Origin of the sequence: Kineococcus sp. GCM10028916 (assembly GCF_042674865.1) — a bacterium.
GTDB lineage: Bacteria > Actinomycetota > Actinomycetes > Actinomycetales > Kineococcaceae > Kineococcus.
Window position 1 is genome coordinate 89,746 of the sequence record NZ_JBHTFM010000008.1, and the last position, 14,886, is coordinate 104,631.

General features: G+C 70.7%; 13 protein-coding genes and 2 pseudogenes. 7 read left to right on the plus strand and 8 right to left on the minus strand.

Annotation, left to right across the window (positions count from 1 at the left end):
• Window positions 1-2 precede the first annotated feature (2 nt).
• The 3 genes from ACFQ46_RS09780 to ACFQ46_RS09790 are packed head-to-tail and all read left to right on the plus strand — an operon-like array spanning window position 3 to window position 3,366.
• Window positions 3-986 (plus strand): carbohydrate ABC transporter permease, encoded by a 984-nt coding sequence (locus ACFQ46_RS09780; RefSeq protein ID WP_380259324.1) that lies wholly within the window; start codon window positions 3-5, stop codon window positions 984-986.
• Window positions 983-1,876: a carbohydrate ABC transporter permease gene (locus ACFQ46_RS09785; protein ID WP_380259325.1), complete on the plus strand. Its 894-nt coding sequence runs from the start codon at window positions 983-985 to the stop codon at window positions 1,874-1,876. Before ACFQ46_RS09780 ends, ACFQ46_RS09785 begins: the two co-directional genes overlap by 4 nt.
• A 38-nt stretch (window positions 1,877-1,914) precedes the next feature.
• On the plus strand, window positions 1,915-3,366 hold the full coding sequence (locus ACFQ46_RS09790) for a GH1 family beta-glucosidase (protein ID WP_380259326.1): 1,452 nt from the start codon (window positions 1,915-1,917) through the stop codon (window positions 3,364-3,366).
• 19 nt (window positions 3,367-3,385) lie between these two features.
• Here ACFQ46_RS09790 and ACFQ46_RS09795 read toward each other — a convergent pair whose 3' ends face one another.
• Window positions 3,386-4,015 (minus strand): MBL fold metallo-hydrolase, encoded by a 630-nt coding sequence (locus ACFQ46_RS09795; RefSeq protein ID WP_380259327.1) that lies wholly within the window; start codon window positions 4,013-4,015, stop codon window positions 3,386-3,388.
• A gap of 62 nt (window positions 4,016-4,077) precedes the next feature.
• Here ACFQ46_RS09795 and ACFQ46_RS09800 point away from each other — a divergent pair, with 62 nt between their 5' ends.
• The 4 genes from ACFQ46_RS09800 (at window position 4,078) to ACFQ46_RS09815 (ending at window position 8,314) form a co-directional block, all read left to right on the plus strand.
• Window positions 4,078-4,533 carry a MarR family winged helix-turn-helix transcriptional regulator gene (locus ACFQ46_RS09800; RefSeq protein WP_380259328.1) on the plus strand — a complete coding sequence of 152 codons (456 nt, stop codon included), beginning with the start codon at window positions 4,078-4,080 and terminating at the stop codon, window positions 4,531-4,533.
• Window positions 4,530-5,912: an MFS transporter gene (locus tag ACFQ46_RS09805; RefSeq protein ID WP_380259329.1), complete on the plus strand. Its 1,383-nt coding sequence runs from the start codon at window positions 4,530-4,532 to the stop codon at window positions 5,910-5,912. Before ACFQ46_RS09800 ends, ACFQ46_RS09805 begins: the two co-directional genes overlap by 4 nt.
• 49 nt (window positions 5,913-5,961) lie before the next feature.
• Entirely contained in the window at window positions 5,962-7,221 is a 1,260-nt protein-coding gene (gene fdhA, locus ACFQ46_RS09810) for a formaldehyde dehydrogenase, glutathione-independent (RefSeq protein WP_380259330.1), read from the plus strand.
• Window positions 7,222-7,318: 97 nt separating this feature from the next.
• On the plus strand, window positions 7,319-8,314 hold the full coding sequence (locus tag ACFQ46_RS09815) for a TauD/TfdA family dioxygenase (protein ID WP_380259331.1): 996 nt from the start codon (window positions 7,319-7,321) through the stop codon (window positions 8,312-8,314).
• 75 nt (window positions 8,315-8,389) lie between these two features.
• Here the strand turns inward: ACFQ46_RS09815 and ACFQ46_RS09820 are convergent, their stop codons facing one another.
• The 7 genes and pseudogenes from ACFQ46_RS09820 to sdhC all read right to left on the minus strand — a co-directional run bounded on the left by ACFQ46_RS09820 (window position 8,390) and on the right by sdhC (window position 14,798).
• Window positions 8,390-9,295: an NADP-dependent oxidoreductase gene (locus ACFQ46_RS09820; RefSeq protein WP_380259332.1), complete on the minus strand. Its 906-nt coding sequence runs from the start codon at window positions 9,293-9,295 to the stop codon at window positions 8,390-8,392.
• A gap of 85 nt (window positions 9,296-9,380) precedes the next feature.
• Window positions 9,381-11,042 (minus strand): AarF/ABC1/UbiB kinase family protein, encoded by a 1,662-nt coding sequence (locus tag ACFQ46_RS09825; RefSeq protein WP_328294815.1) that lies wholly within the window; start codon window positions 11,040-11,042, stop codon window positions 9,381-9,383.
• A 128-nt stretch (window positions 11,043-11,170) separates the two neighbouring features.
• Window positions 11,171-12,010, minus strand: coding sequence for a succinate dehydrogenase iron-sulfur subunit (locus ACFQ46_RS09830; RefSeq protein ID WP_380259333.1), 840 nt, complete (start codon window positions 12,008-12,010; stop codon window positions 11,171-11,173).
• Window positions 12,010-12,417 (minus strand): annotated as a pseudogene (locus ACFQ46_RS09835) (succinate dehydrogenase/fumarate reductase flavoprotein subunit); the annotation flags it as partial. The pseudogene ACFQ46_RS09835 and the gene ACFQ46_RS09830, both read right to left, overlap by 1 nt.
• 83 nt (window positions 12,418-12,500) lie before the next feature.
• Window positions 12,501-13,842 (minus strand): annotated as a pseudogene (locus ACFQ46_RS09840) (FAD-binding protein); the annotation flags it as partial.
• 18 nt (window positions 13,843-13,860) lie between these two features.
• Window positions 13,861-14,367 (minus strand): succinate dehydrogenase hydrophobic membrane anchor subunit, encoded by a 507-nt coding sequence (locus ACFQ46_RS09845; protein ID WP_380259334.1) that lies wholly within the window; start codon window positions 14,365-14,367, stop codon window positions 13,861-13,863.
• 11 nt (window positions 14,368-14,378) lie between these two features.
• Window positions 14,379-14,798, minus strand: coding sequence for a succinate dehydrogenase, cytochrome b556 subunit (gene sdhC / locus ACFQ46_RS09850; protein WP_328294820.1), 420 nt, complete (start codon window positions 14,796-14,798; stop codon window positions 14,379-14,381).
• Between the last annotated feature and the right edge of the window lie 88 nt (window positions 14,799-14,886).

A 14,886-nucleotide genomic window follows, 5' to 3' on the forward strand; every position in this document is an offset into this window, starting at 1 on the left:
CCGTGAGCACACCGAGCACGACCGCACCCCCGGCCCCCTCCGGGCCGGGCGCGCGCACGGCCGTCGAACCGCACCTGAGCCTGCGGTCGCGGTTGTTCCGCTTCGAGGGCGTCGCCGCCCCCTACGCCTACATCGCCCCGTTCTTCCTGCTGTTCCTCGCGTTCGGGCTGTTCCCGCTCGTCTACACGATGTGGATCAGCTTCCACTCCTACGAACTGGGTTCGCAGCCGGAGTGGACGGGCCTGGACAACTACACCTGGCTGTTCACGAACCCGAAGTTCTACAACGCGCTGCTGAAGACGATCACCATCGGGATCCTCTCCACCGTGCCGCAACTGCTGCTGGCCCTCGGGCTCGCGCACCTGCTGAACTACCGGATGCGGGGCCGGAACTTCTTCCGGGTCTCGATGATCATGCCGTACGCGACCTCGGTCGCCGCCTCCACGCTGGTGTTCGCCCAGATCTTCGGGCGCGACAACGGCCTGGCGAACTGGATCCTCTCCCTCGTCGGACTCGACGGGCTGGACTGGCGCAACGGCGACCTCAGCGCCCAGATCGCCATCGCCGTCATCGTCACCTGGCGCTGGACGGGGTACAACGCCCTGATCTACCTGGCCGGGATGCAGTCCATCTCCGCCGACCTCTACGAGGCCGCGGCCCTGGACGGGGCCAACCGGTGGCAGCAGTTCCTGCACGTCACCCTGCCCGGGCTGCGCCCCACGATCCTGTTCACCGTGGTGGTCTCCACGATCGGGGCCACCCAGTTGTTCGGCGAGCCACTGCTGTTCGGCGGGGTCGACGGGGGAGCCCTGAACCAGTACCAGACGCTGGGGTTGTTCATGTACCAGCAGGGCTGGGGGTTCGGCGCCCTGGGCCGGGCCGCCACCGTGGCCTGGGTGACCTTCGTCCTCATCATCGTCCTCGTCCTGATCAACACCGCGCTGGCCCGGTGGCGCGACCGTGACCCCGAAGGAGCCCGGCGATGAGCGCGACCACCGTCCGCGAGGCCGCCCTCGCCGCACCGCAACCCTCCCCGGGACGGGCCCGGCGCTACCGCGCGCCCGACGCCGCGGGTCCGCTGACCTACGTGCTGCTGGGCGTGACCGCGCTGATCTTCATCGTGCCCTTCTACTACATGATCGTCGCGGCCAGCCGGCCGATGGCGGAGATGAACCAGTCGCCGCCGCCGTTCCTGCCCGGTCCGGACCTCTGGCAGAACATCACCACCGCCGTGCAGCAGCAGGCGATCGGCCTGTCGATCGTGAACTCCCTGCTCGTCTCCGGGGTCACCACGATCGGGACGCTGCTGTTCTGCACCCTCGCCGGTTTCGCCTTCGCGAAGCTCCGGTTCCGCGGCAGGAACGCGCTGTTCGCGATCACCATCGGCACCCTGATGATCCCGCCGTCGCTGGGCGTCGTGCCGCTGTACAAGATCATGTCGGACTGGGGTCTGGCCGGTCGTCTGGAATCGGTGATCCTGCCCTCGCTGGTCACCGCCTTCGGGGTGTTCTTCATGCGCCAGTACCTCGTCCAGACCATGCCGGACGAACTCCTCGAGGCCGCCCGGGTCGACGGCGCCTCCACGACCCGGACGTTCGTCGCCATCGTGCTGCCCATCGCCCGCCCGGGCATGGCCGTGCTGGGGATGCTGACGTTCATGACGTCCTGGAACGACTTCTTCTGGCCCGTCATCGCCCTGAACTCCACGATGCCCACCGTCCAGGTCGCGCTGAACAACCTCGGCAGCGGCTACGTCCCCGACACCTCGATCATCATGGCGGGGACGCTCGTCGGCACCCTGCCGGTCATCGTGGTGTTCCTGCTGCTCGGTCGTCAGATCGTCGGCGGGATCATCGCCGGAGCCGTCAAGGGCTGACCGCCCCTCCATCCCCGCCCACCTCCAGGAAGGCCCCCGTGACCACCACCGAGGAACGCCCCACCACCGCCGGCACCGAACGGGGTTTCCCCCCCGGGTTCGTCTGGGGCACCGCCACCGCGTCCTACCAGGTCGAGGGGGCCGTCGCTGAGGACGGCCGGACGCCGTCGATCTGGGACACCTTCAGCCACACCCCCGGCCGGGTGGCCGGCGGGGACACCGGGGACGTCGCCGACGACCACTACCACCGCTTCCGCGAGGACATCGCGATCATGAAGCAGCTCGGGATGGCCTCCTACCGCTTCTCCGTGGCCTGGCCGCGCATCACCCCGCAGGTGGACGCCGAGGGACTCGGCCCCGTCAACGAGGCCGGGCTCGCGTTCTACTCGACCCTGGTCGACGAACTCCTCGCCGCGGGGATCGAACCCGCCGTCACCCTGTACCACTGGGACCTGCCGCAGGCGCTGGAGGACGCCGGCGGCTGGACCTCGCGCCGGACCGCCGAACGCTTCGCGGAGTACGCCGAGGTCGTCGCGGGGGCGCTGGGGGACCGGGTGCGGACCTTCATCACCCTCAACGAACCCTGGTGCTCGGCCTACCTCGGCTACGCCTCCGGCGTGCACGCCCCGGGACGCACCGAACCCGCCGCCGCGCTGGCCGCGGTGCACCACCTGAACCTCGCCCACGGCCTCGGGGCCGCCGCGGTGCGCCGGGCCGCCCCCGGGGCGCGTGTCGCCCTCACCCTGAACCTGGCCTGGGTCCGGACCGAGGGCTCGCGCCGGGCCGACGCCGACGCCGTGCGCCGCGTCGACGGCCTGCAGAACCGGGTGTTCCTGGACCCCGTGCTGCGGGGCCGCTACCCGGCCGACGTGCTGCTCGACACCGCGTCGGTCACCGACTGGTCCTTCGTGCGCGAGGGCGACCTCGCGCTCATCCACCAGCCGCTGGACGTGCTGGGCGTCAACTACTACAGCCCGACCGTCGTGCAGGCCTGGGACGGGAGCTCGCCCCGGGCCGAGAACGACGGGCACGGCGCCAGCACGCACAGCCCGTGGGTGGCCGCCGGGGACGTCGAGTTCCCCGAGCTGCCCGGGGAGAAGACGGCCATGGGCTGGAGCGTCGACCCGCGCGGCCTGACGGAACTGCTGCTGCGCCTGCACCGCGAGCACCCGGGTCTGGAACTGCTGGTCACCGAGAACGGGGCCGCCTACGACGACGAGGTCGTGGACGGGCGGGTCCACGACGTCGAGCGCACCCGCTACCTGCGCGACCACCTCGCGGCCGTGCTCGACGCCGTGGCGGCGGGTGCCCCCGTCACCGGTTACTACCTGTGGTCCTTCCTGGACAACTTCGAGTGGGGCTACGGGTTCTCGAAGCGGTTCGGCGTCGTCCACGTCGACTACGCGACGCAGGTGCGCACGGTCAAGGACAGCGCCCGCTGGTACGCCGCGGTCGTGCGCCGCAACGCGGTGCCGACCGCGGCCGGCTGAGCCGGGACCCCGCGGGACCTCAGAGGGTGACGGTGGTTCCCAGCGGGACGGTCTCCAGGGGCAGCCCGCCCAGGTCACCGATGAACTGGGCGGTGCTGTGCTGACCGGTCTCGGACAGCATGAGGTCGTGGATCTGGATGGCGCGCTGCGGCTTCACGGCCCGCAGGTAGTCGACGCCCTCGCCGACCTTCGACCACGGGCCGCTGGTGGGGAGCAGCAGCGTCTTCACCGGGACGTTCGGCACCTCGTAGGCGTCGCCGGGGTGGAAGACGTCGCCGTCGACGAGGAAGGCGACGTTCTCCATGACCGGCACGTCCGCGTGGATGACGGCGTGCTGCCCGCCGAACACGGTGACCTCGAAACCCGCCGCCGTGAAGGTGTCGCCGGCGGAGACGACCCGGACGCGGTCGTCGCCGACGAACTCGCGCACGCTGGCCGGGCCGAACACGGGCAGCTCGGGACGGGCGGCGAGCGCCGTCTTCAGGGCGTCCGCGTCGACGTGGTCGGGGTGGTCGTGGGTGTAGAGCACCGCGTCGGCGGCCGCGAGGAGTTCCGGGGTGTTCGGGGTGTAGGCACCCGGGTCGATGAGCAGCGCGGAGCCGTCCTTGCCGAGGACGACCGTGGCGTGGGTGTGCTTGGTGAGCTCCATGCCCGAAACCTACAGCACAACCTGTTCAGGTTGTACTGAAGACCTGAGGTAGCCTCGAGGCCATGAACCCCGACGTGGAGGACCTCGCCCACGACCTCCGGCTCGTCACCGGGGCCCTCATCCGCTCCGTCGAGGGCGGGAACACGTTGCCGCCCATCACCGGTGCCGTCCTCGGTCTGCTCGCCCGGCAGGGAGCGATGACGTCCTCCGACCTCGCGGCCCGGCGTCGGGTCCGGCCGCAGACGATGGCCGTCACGGTCAAGGAACTCCTCGAGGCGGGGTACCTGACGACGACCCCGCACCCCGTCGACGGCCGCAAGATCCTCCTCGACCTCACCGGGCAGGGGCGGGCGGCGGTCCTCGCCGACCGCGACGGCCGGGTGCGCCGGATCGCCGACGGGCTGGCGGCCGGGCTGCCCCCCGCCGACCTGGAGGCGCTGGCCCGTGCCGTCCCCGTGCTCGCCCGCCTCGTCGAGGACCTCGGCGGAACCCTCGACGAACCGCTGGTCGGCGCGTGAGGGCGAGCACGACCCCGCCGTTCGGCGCCCGGTTCGTCGTCCCGCTGCTCATCGGTCCCGTCCTCAACCCCGTCAACACCACCATGGTCTCGGTGGCGCTGGTCCCCATCTCCGCCGCGCTCGGGGTCGGCTCCAGCACCGTCGTCTGGCTCGTCGCCGGTCTCTACCTCGCGAGCTCCATCGCCCAGCCGACCATGGGCACGCTGGCCGACCGGTTCGGGCCACGCCGCACCTACCTGTTCGGCCTCGCGGTCGTCGTGGTCGCGGGAGTCGTGCCGCTGGTGTCGGCGACGTTCGCGGGGGTCCTCGTCTCCCGCGTCCTCATCGGGATCGGGACCTCGGCCGCCTACCCGAGCGCCATGACGATGATCCGCGACCAGTCCGCCCGCGCCGGGGTCGCGACCCCGCCGGCCCTGCTCTCGGCGGTGTCGATCGCGGCGCTCGCGACCACGGCCGTCGGTCCCGTCCTCGGGGGCTTCCTCGTCGGTTCCTTCGGCTGGCCGGCCATCTTCGTCGTCAACGTGCCGCTCGCGGGCCTCGCGCTGGTGCTGTCCTGGCTCTGGTTGCCGGGCGACGACACCCGCCCGGCCTCCCGGCTCCTCGCCGATCCCGGTCGCCTCGACGTCGTGGGCATGGCGGGTTTCGCCGTCACCACCACGGCGGTGCTGGTGTTCCTGCTCGACCTGGCCTCGGGGTACTGGTGGCTGCTGGCGGGTTCCGTCCTCGTGGGCGCGCTGACGGTCCGCTGGGAACTCCGTCGCACGGCGCCGTTCATCGACCTGCGGATGCTGCGCCGCAACGGCGCTCTCACCCGCACCTACCTGCGGATGATGCTGCTGTACTTCGGCTTCTACTCGATGACCTACGGGTACAGCCAGTGGCTGCAGGACGTGGCGGGTTTCTCCAGCGAACGTGCGGGGCTGCTCCAGCTGCCCTCCGCGGTGCTGGCGGGGCTGGCCTCGGTGCTGGTCGCCCGGAGCACCCGGTTGCGGGCGCCGCTCGTCGCGGCCGGCGTGCTCCCGACGCTGGGGGGAGCGCTCCTCGTGCTGACCGACGCGGGCTCGCCCGTGGGTTTCCTCCTCGTCGTCGCGGGCTGCTTCGGGATCGCGCAGGGACTGGCCTCGGTATCCAACCAGGCGGCGATGTACCGGCAGGCGCCGCCGGAGACGACGGGTGCCGCGTCCGGGCTGTCCCGCACGTTCGTCTACCTGGCGGCCATCGGCTCCTCCGCCCTCGTCGGTCTCGTGTTCGGGCAGCGGCCCACCGACGCCGGCCTGCACCTCATGGGCGGGGTCGTCGCGCTGTCCTGCCTCGGGGCCCTGGCGCTGGCGGTGGGGGACCGGACCCTTGCGCGGCGCACCCCTGCCGGGGTTGGGTGAGGGCAGCGCGTCGACACCGATGTCGGCGCCGGTGAGAAGGGCTCAGTCCGTGACCACGACCGACAGTTCTGCTGGTACCAGCGCACCTGCTCCGACCGGCAACCGTGCCGTGGCCTACCTCGGCCCCGGCCGGGTCGAGGTGCAGACCATCGACTACCCGACCTTCGAGCTGAAGGACGGCCCCGGGGTCAACCCCGCCAACGTCGGGCGCAAGGTCGACCACGGCGTCATCCTGAAGCTCGTCGCGACCAACATCTGCGGCTCCGACCAGCACATGGTCCGCGGGCGCACCACCGCCCCGCCGAACCTCGTCCTCGGCCACGAGATCACCGGCGAGATCGTCGAGAAGGGCCGCGACGTCGAGTTCCTCGAGGTCGGCGACCTGGTGTCCGTCCCGTTCAACATCGCCTGCGGTCGCTGCCGCAACTGCAAGGAACGCAAGACGGGCATCTGCCTCAACGTGAACCCGGACCGCCCGGGATCGGCCTACGGCTACGTCGACATGGGCGGCTGGGTCGGCGGGCAGGCCGACTACGTCCTGGTGCCCTACGCGGACTTCAACTGCCTGAAGTTCCCCGACAAGGACCAGGCGATGGAGAAGATCCTCGACCTGACCATGCTCTCCGACATCTTCCCGACCGGTTTCCACGGCGCGGTCAGCGCCGGGGTGGGGGTCGGGTCGACGGTCTACGTCGCGGGTGCCGGTCCGGTGGGCCTCGCGGCCGCCGTCGGCGCGCAGCTGCTGGGCGCGGCCGTCGTCATCGTCGCCGACCTCAACCCCGAACGGCTGGAACGGGCCCGCAGCTTCGGCTGCGAGACCGTCGACGTCTCGAAGGGGGACCCGCGGGACCAGATCGAACAGATCCTCGGCGTCCCCGAGGTCGACTCCGGCATCGACGCCGTCGGTTTCGAGGCGCGCGGCCACGGCGCCGGTTCGGGCACCGAGGCGCCCGCGACGGTGCTCAACTCGCTCATGGAGGTCACCGCGGCGGGCGGGTCGCTCGGCATCCCGGGGCTCTACGTCACGGGTGACCCGGGCGGGGTCGACGAGGCGGCCAAGAAGGGGTCGCTGTCGCTGGACCTCGGCACCGGCTGGGCGAAGTCGCTGGCCTTCACCACGGGGCAGTGCCCGGTGATGAAGTACCACCGGGGGTTGATGATGGCGATCCTGCACGACAAGGTGCAGATCGCGAAGGCCGTCGGTGCGACGGCGATCTCGTTGGACGAGGCGCCCGACGCCTACGCGAAGTTCGACGCGGGTGCGCCGCAGAAGTTCGTCATCGACCCGCACGGCATGATCAAGCGCTGACAATCTGTCCAGTGCTACGCAGGTGAACTAGGCAGACTGCCCGTCATCGGCGCGCTACGGTGTGACCACGTAGTGCGCCGATGATGGGAGCTCCACCGTGTCCTCGTTGTTCCTCGACTCCTCGGCCACCGTGCCGACCTTCCTCGAGCTGCCGGCGGCGCAGCGGGCGGCGATGGCCGCGCTGGGGTCGCGCCTGAGCGCCGACCCCGTGACCGAGCCCGAGGCCTTCGGCCGCCAGGCCCGCCTGCTGGCCCGGGAACTGCCCCAGGAGGTCGCCGAGACGCTGTGGGCCTTCGAGGAGCGCGGCTCCGACTCTGGGGTCCTCGTCCTGCGCGGCCTCGAGGTCGGCGACCTGCCGGCCACCCCCGCCGACAACACCGGCGGTGTCGGCGGTCGGACGCTGCTCGCCAAGCAGCAGGCGATCGTCAGCCACGCCCTGGGGCACATGGTCGGCTACGCCGCCGAAGGCCACGGGCACCTGCTGCAGGACATGGTCCCCAACGCCAGGCTCGCCGCGACGCAGCAGTCGCAGGGCTCCCGGGTGGAGCTCGAGGCGCACACCGAGCAGTGCTTCTCCGGCCTGCGTCCCGACTACGTCGTCCTCGGCTGCCTGCGCGGGGACGCCGACGCCGCGACCTACGCGTTCCGCGCCCTCGACCTGCTCGAGCACGTCGACCCGACCGACGTCATGGAACTCTTCCGTCCGCTCTGGACGACGCTGGTCGACGAGTCGTTCGCCGACTTCCTCGACACCCGCGAGGTCCGCGGCCCGTTCTCGATCCTCACCGGTGACGTCGACGACCCGACGATGCTCGTGGACCAGGACCTCATGCACGGCATCACCAAGCGCGCGCAGGCGCTGCTCGAACGGGTCCTGGAGATCTACGTCGCGCACCGGCACGCCGTCGTCCTGCAGCCCGGTGACGTGCTGATGCTCGACAACCTGCGCGCGATGCACGGTCGCTCGCCGTTCACCCCCCGCTTCGACGGGACCGACCGCTTCATCAGCCGGGGTTTCGTCGTCCGCGACCTGCGTCGCTCGCGCTTCGCCCGCCCCGGCGGCCACCGCGTCGTGCAGGCCAGCTTCTCCTGACGACTCCTGGGAGATTTTCCACTCTTCCGGAGGCCGCGAAGGGTGGAAAGTCTCCCAGGAGTTGGGAGGGGGAGGTCAGGGGAGGAGGACGATCTTGCCGCGGGTGTGCCGGTGTTCCAGCTCGGTGAACGCGGCGCCCACCTCCTCCAGGGGGTAGCTCGCGGCGATCTCCACCTCGAGCTTCCCGGTGGCGACGAGTTCGGCGATCTCGCCGAGGATGCCCGTCGTCGTGGCGCCCTCGCTGCCCTCGGCCTTGACGCCGAGTTCCGCGGCCAGGGCGAAGGAGATGATCGTCTCGATGCGGTGCTTCGGGATCCCCAGGTCGACGGCGAGCTGGACGTAGTCGGGACCGAAGAGGTCGATGAAGGCGTCGGGGACGTCCTCCTCCAGACGCTCGGCCAGACCCTCCCCGTACTCCACGGGTTCGGCGCCGTGGGTGCGCAACCAGTCGGCGTTGGCCGGGCCCGCGATCCCCAGGACCTTCGCGCCGCGGCGGGTGAGGAGCTGCACGACGAGCGATCCGACCCCGCCGGCCGCCGCGGAGACCGCCACCGTCTCACCCGGCTGCGGGTCCACGGCGCGCACCGCGGCGAAGGCCGTCACCCCGGCCACGTAGAGGGAACCCGCGACCTCCCAGCTCAGCCCGGCGGGTTTGGGGATCAGCTGGTCACCGGGCACGAGGACGTGGCTCGCCTGGCTGGAACGGGCCCAGGACCAGCCCATGACCTCCTCGCCGAGCGACCAGGTCGCGTCCGGGCCCACGGCGCTGACGACGCCGGCGAGGTCACTGCCCTGGCCGGACGGGAACGTCGCCGGGAAGAGGTCCTTCGTCGCCCCGCTGCGGATCGCGGTCTCGCCCGGGTTGATCCCAGCGGCCCGGACCTCGACGACCACCTCGCCGGGGCCGGGTTGCGGGGTCGGGAGTTCCTCGACCTGCAGGACCTCGGGTCCGCCGTAGCGGTGGAAGCGCACTGCGCGCACGGTCAACTCCTTCGTGGTCGGTGCGGAGCGGGGCTCCGCGAGGGTGCGACGGGGGTCCCCGGTCCGGGACCGGGGACGGGACGGCTCAGCGTCGTCGGGAGCGGTGACCCCTCGCGGTCCAGCCGAGGTACCCCGTCAGCGCGCCCAGGGCCGCCACCCCCACGGCGACGACCTTCGTCTCGTGGGGTTTGAAGCGTTCGGGGTCGGTGGAGCCGACGGTCGCCAGCGCCCCGATCCCGGCGGAGACGACGAGGCCGGCGACGACGCGGTTGCCGATGCGTTCGAGCCTCGCCACCAGGGGGTCCAGCTCGTCGGTGCGCAACGAGACCGAGATCCCGTCCCGGTCCAGGACGTCGAGCAGCCGGCCGAGCTGCCCGGGCAGTTCCACCCCGAGCTGGGCGACGTCCAGACCGGCCTGGCGCACCCGCTTCGCCATCGCCAGCGGGTCGAAGTGGCGGGCCACGAGCCTGCGCGCGTAGGGGTTGAGGACCCGCCCGAGCTGGAAGTCGGGGTCCAGGCTCGACCCCAGCCCCTCGGTCATCACGATCATCTTCACGACGAGGGCGAGGTTGCGCGGCAACGCCAGGTGGTGGCGACGGAGGATCTCCAGCACGTCGCGCACGATGTCGCTGACGGAGATGCGCCCCAGCGGCAGACCCTCGTAGGTCCGCAGCAGGTGCGCGCAGTCGGCGGTCAGCCGGACGCGGTCGACGCGGTGCTCGGTGACGCCGATCGTCGCGAAGGCCGCCGCGATGCGCGAGGGGTCGCGCCGGGAGAACGCCGCCAGCAACATCGCCAGCTGTTCCCGGGAGCGTTCGTCGACCTCGCCGACCATCCCGTAGTCGAGCAGCCCGATGCGTCCGGAGGGTTCGATGAGGAAGTTCCCCGGGTGCGGGTCGGCGTGGAAGAACCCGTGCTCGAAGACCATGTCGGCGAGCAGGCGCGTCGCGCGGGCGGCGAGTTCCGTCCGGTCGATGCCGTGCTCGGCGAGCGCGGCGTCGTCGTTGATCTTGACCCCGTGCAGGCGTTCGAGGGTGAGGACCCGCGACGTCGTCGTGTCCCAGTAGACCGCCGGGACCCGGATGTCGGGATCGCCCTCGAAGTTGCGGGCGAACCGTTCCGCGTTGTGGCCCTCGGCGAGGTAGTCGAGTTCGGCGCGCAGGGTGTCGGCGAAGTCCGTCGCCAGTCCGACGACGTCGTAGTCGGCCGCCACCGTCCACCGCCGCGAGGCCTGCACGGCGAGGGTGCGCAGGATCTCGAGGTCGCCCTCGACCTCCTCGACCACCCCGGGCCGACGGACCTTCACCACGACCTGCGTCCCGTCCTCCAGGACCGCGGTGTGGGCCTGCCCGATCGAGGCGCTGGCGAGCGGTTCGCGGCTGAAGTTCACGAACAGCTCCTCGGGCGGCGCCCCGAGTTCCTCCTCCACGGCGTCGCGGACCGTCTCGTAGGGGACCGGGGTGGCGCTGTCCTGCAGCTTCTCCAGCTCGTGTTGGAAGCCGGGGGAGAGCAGGTCGGGACGGGTGGAGAGGATCTGGCCGATCTTCACCGCGGTCGGTCCCAGTTCCTCCATGACGAGGCGGACGTGCGCGGCCCGGGTGTGCCGCTCGCGCTCCTGGGCGCGGCCCCCGAAGAGGTCCCAGTCGGTGCGCACCCACCGCTCGAGGCCGAGCGCGTCGATGAAGTACCCCAGACCGTGCCGGGACAGGATCCGGCTGATCTGCAGGTATCGGTCCTGGTGCCGCATTCGGTCTCTCCCCCGGGGTGGCCCTGCGCGGCACTCTACGTGGCGTCGATCGGGGGCCGACGAGGAGCTGCGCGCACCGACGACGAAGGGCCCGTCCGCAGCGGCGGACGGGCCCTTCGTCGTGCAGGTCAGAGCTTGCGCGAGATGAGCGCCTGCTTGACCTCGGCGATGGCCTTGGTGACCTGGATGCCCCGGGGGCAGGCCTCGGAGCAGTTGAAGGTGGTGCGGCAGCGCCACACCCCCTCCTTGTCGTTGAGGATCTCCAGACGCAGGTCCGAGGCGGAGTCGCGGCTGTCGAAGATGAAGCGGTGCGCGTTGACGATCGCGGCGGGCCCGAAGTACTGGCCGTCGTTCCAGAACACCGGGCAGCTCGACGTGCACGCGGCGCAGAGGATGCACTTGGTGGTGTCGTCGAAGCGTTCGCGGTCGGCCTGGGACTGGATGCGTTCCCGGGTCGGCTCGGCCCCGTTGGTGATGAGGAACGGCATGACCTCGCGGTAGGCCGCGAAGAACGGCTCCATGTCGACGATGAGGTCCTTCTCCACCGGCAGGCCCTTGATCGGCTCGATCAGGATGGGCTTGTCGATGTTCAGGTCCTTCAGCAACGTCTTGCACGCCAGCCGGTTGCGGCCGTTGATGCGCATGGCGTCGGAGCCGCAGACCCCGTGGGCGCAGGAGCGGCGGAAGGACAACCGGCCGTCCTGCTCCCACTTGACCTTGTGCAGGGCGTCGAGCACGCGGTCGGTGCCGTGCATCGTCAGGTCGTAGGACTCCCAGTGCGGTTCCGCGTCGAGGTCCGGGTCGTAGCGGCGGATCTTGACCGTCACGGAGAACGAGGGGACCTCGCCCGCCCCGCCCTGCCCCTCGACGGGCGACCGGCGGTCGCCACCGCTGCGTGCGGTCTCGGCGGACTTCGCCGGACCCGCTTCGCCGTTGGTCTCGGCGGGGCTGGTCTCGAAGGTCGACATCAGTACTTGCGCTCCATCGGCTGGTAGCGGGTCTGGACCACGGGCTTGAAGTCCAGTCGCGTCGAGTAGGAACCGTCGGCGGCGTACTCGCGGTAGACCATGGTGTGCCGCATGTAGTTCACGTCGTCGCGGTTGGGGTAGTCCTCACGGAAGTGACCGCCGCGGGACTCCTTGCGCTCCAGCGCCCCGAGGCACATGGCCTCGGCGAGGTCGAGCAGGAACCCGAGCTCGAGGCCCTCGAGCAGGTCGAGGTTGAACCGCTTGCCCTTGTCCTGCACCGAGGCGCGCGAGTAGCGCTCCTTCAGGCGGTCGATGTCGGTGAGGGCCTGCTTCAGCGTCGCCTCGGTGCGGAACACCTGGGCGTTGGCGTCCATCGTGTCCTGCAGCTCACGACGGATGTCCGAGACGCGTTCGCCCTGGGCGCGGTCGCGCATCTCCGACATCCAGTTGATGACCGGGAGTTCCGAACCGGCGGGGACGGCGATCCACTCGGCCTTCGTCGCGTACTCGGCCGCGGCGATGCCCGCGCGCTTGCCGAACACGTTGATGTCCAGCAGCGAGTTCGTGCCGAGACGGTTCGAGCCGTGCACCGAGACGCACGCGACCTCGCCGGCCGCGTAGAGGCCCGGGACGACGCGGGTGTTGTCCTGCAGCACCTCGGTGTCGACGTTGGTCGGCACCCCGCCCATGGCGTAGTGCGCCGTGGGGTAGACCGGAACGGGTTCGGTGTAGGGCTCGACCCCGAGGTAGGTGCGGGCGAACTCGGTGATGTCGGGCAGCTTCGCGTCGATGTGCGCGGGTTCGAGGTGGGTCAGGTCGAGGTAGACGTAGTCCTTGTTCGGACCGGCCCCGCGGCCCTCGCGCACCTCGTTGGCCATCGCGCGGGCGACGATGTCGCGGGGCGCGAGGTCCTTGATGGTGGGGGCGTAGCGCTCCATGAACCGCTCGCCGTCGGCGTTGCGGAGGATCCCGCCCTCACCGCGGGCCGCCTCGGAGAGCAGGATCCCGAGACCGGCGAGGCCGGTCGGGTGGAACTGGAAGAACTCCATGTCCTCCAGCGGCAGACCGCTGCGGTAGGCGATGCCCATCCCGTCACCCGTCAGGGTGTGCGCGTTCGAGGTCGTCTTGTAGACCTTGCCCGCGCCGCCGGTCGCGAGGACGACTGACTTCGCCTGGAACACGTGGATCTCGCCGGTGGAGAGCTCGTAGGCCACGACGCCGGCGATGCGCTTGTCGCCCGGGACGCCGATGGTCGGCGGGGTCTGCAACCCGCGCTGTTCGGCCGCGCCCTCGATCTCGCTGCCGGTCTTCGCCTCGTCGGCGTCGACGAGCAGCAGGTCGAGGACGTAGAACTCGTTGAAGAACTCGACCTCGTGCTTCACGCACTGCTGGTACAACGTCTGCAGGATCATGTGACCGGTGCGGTCGGCGGCGAAGCAGCTGCGACGCACGGGGGACTTGCCGTGGTCGCGGGTGTGCCCGCCGAAGCGGCGCTGGTCGATCTTGCCCTCGGGCGTGCGGTTGAAGGGCAGGCCCATCTTCTCGAGGTCGAGGACCGCGTCGATGGCCTCCTTGCACATCACCTCGGCCGCGTCCTGGTCGACGAGGTAGTCACCGCCCTTGACGGTGTCGAAGGTGTGCCACTCCCAGTTGTCCTCCTCGACGTTGGCCAGCGCGGCGCACATGCCGCCCTGGGCCGCACCGGTGTGCGAGCGCGTCGGGTAGAGCTTGGTGAGCACGGCGGTGCGGGCCCGCTGCCCGGACTCGAGGGCCGCGCGCATCCCGGCGCCGCCGGCGCCGACGATGACCACGTCGAACTGGTGCGTCTGCATCTCTGCTCCTCGTTCGGGTCAGGTGTTCGGGCTGGTGACGGTGGGGACGTTGTCGATGGCCGGTCGGCAGACGTCGAGCGTCGAGCTCGGGTCGGCGCAGGGGTCGAACGTGAAGATGACGAGGGTCCCGACGACGATGACGATGACCGTCGCGAGGTAGAGCGCCATCTTGAGCCAGAAGCGCGTCGCGTCCCGCTCGGCGTAGTCGTTGATGACGGTCCGGACCCCGTTGGTCCCGTGCAGCTGCGCGAGCCACAGCATCAGCAGGTCCCAGACCTGCCAGAAGGGGCTCGACCACTTGCCGGCGACGAAACCCCAGTCGATCTGGTGGATCCCGTTGCCGGTCATGAGGTTGACGAACAGGTGGCCGAACACCAGGACGATGAGGACGACGCCCGACATCCGCATGAACAGCCAGCCGTACAGCTCCCAGTTGGTCCGGGTCGCCTTGTTGCGCTTGTACGGGGAACGGGGGGTTTCCAGGGCGGGGGCGTAGCTGCCACCCGGGGTCTGCTCTGCGCTCACGGTTCGATCCCTCAGTGCGAGAAGACGTTGATCAGGTGGCGGGGCAGGAACCCGGCCATCAGCAGGACCCAGACCACGACGACGCCCCAGAACAGCTTCCGCTGGTGCTTGGTGCCGCCGGACCAGAAGTCCACGAGGATGATGCGGATCCCGTTGAGCGCGTGGAAGACGACCGCGCCGACGAGACCGGCCTCGCCGAGGCCCATCACGGGGTTCTTGTACTGCCCGATCACGCCGTTGTAGACCTCGGGGGAGACCCGCACGGTCGCGGTGTCGAGCACGTGCACGAAGAGGAAGAAGAAGATGAGGACACCGGAGATCCGGTGCATCACCCACGACCACATGCCTTCGCGGCCGCGGTAGAGGGTCCCTGCGGGTTTCCTGCTCCCCGTGGGCGTGCCCTGTCCGGGTGGGGTGAGGCTCGTGGCCACCAGCGTCCTCCTCGAGTGCTCCTCGACGCCGGATCACCCGGGCTTCGGCGCTCGGGCGGCGGCGTCCTGCCACCCACTGTAGGCGCGC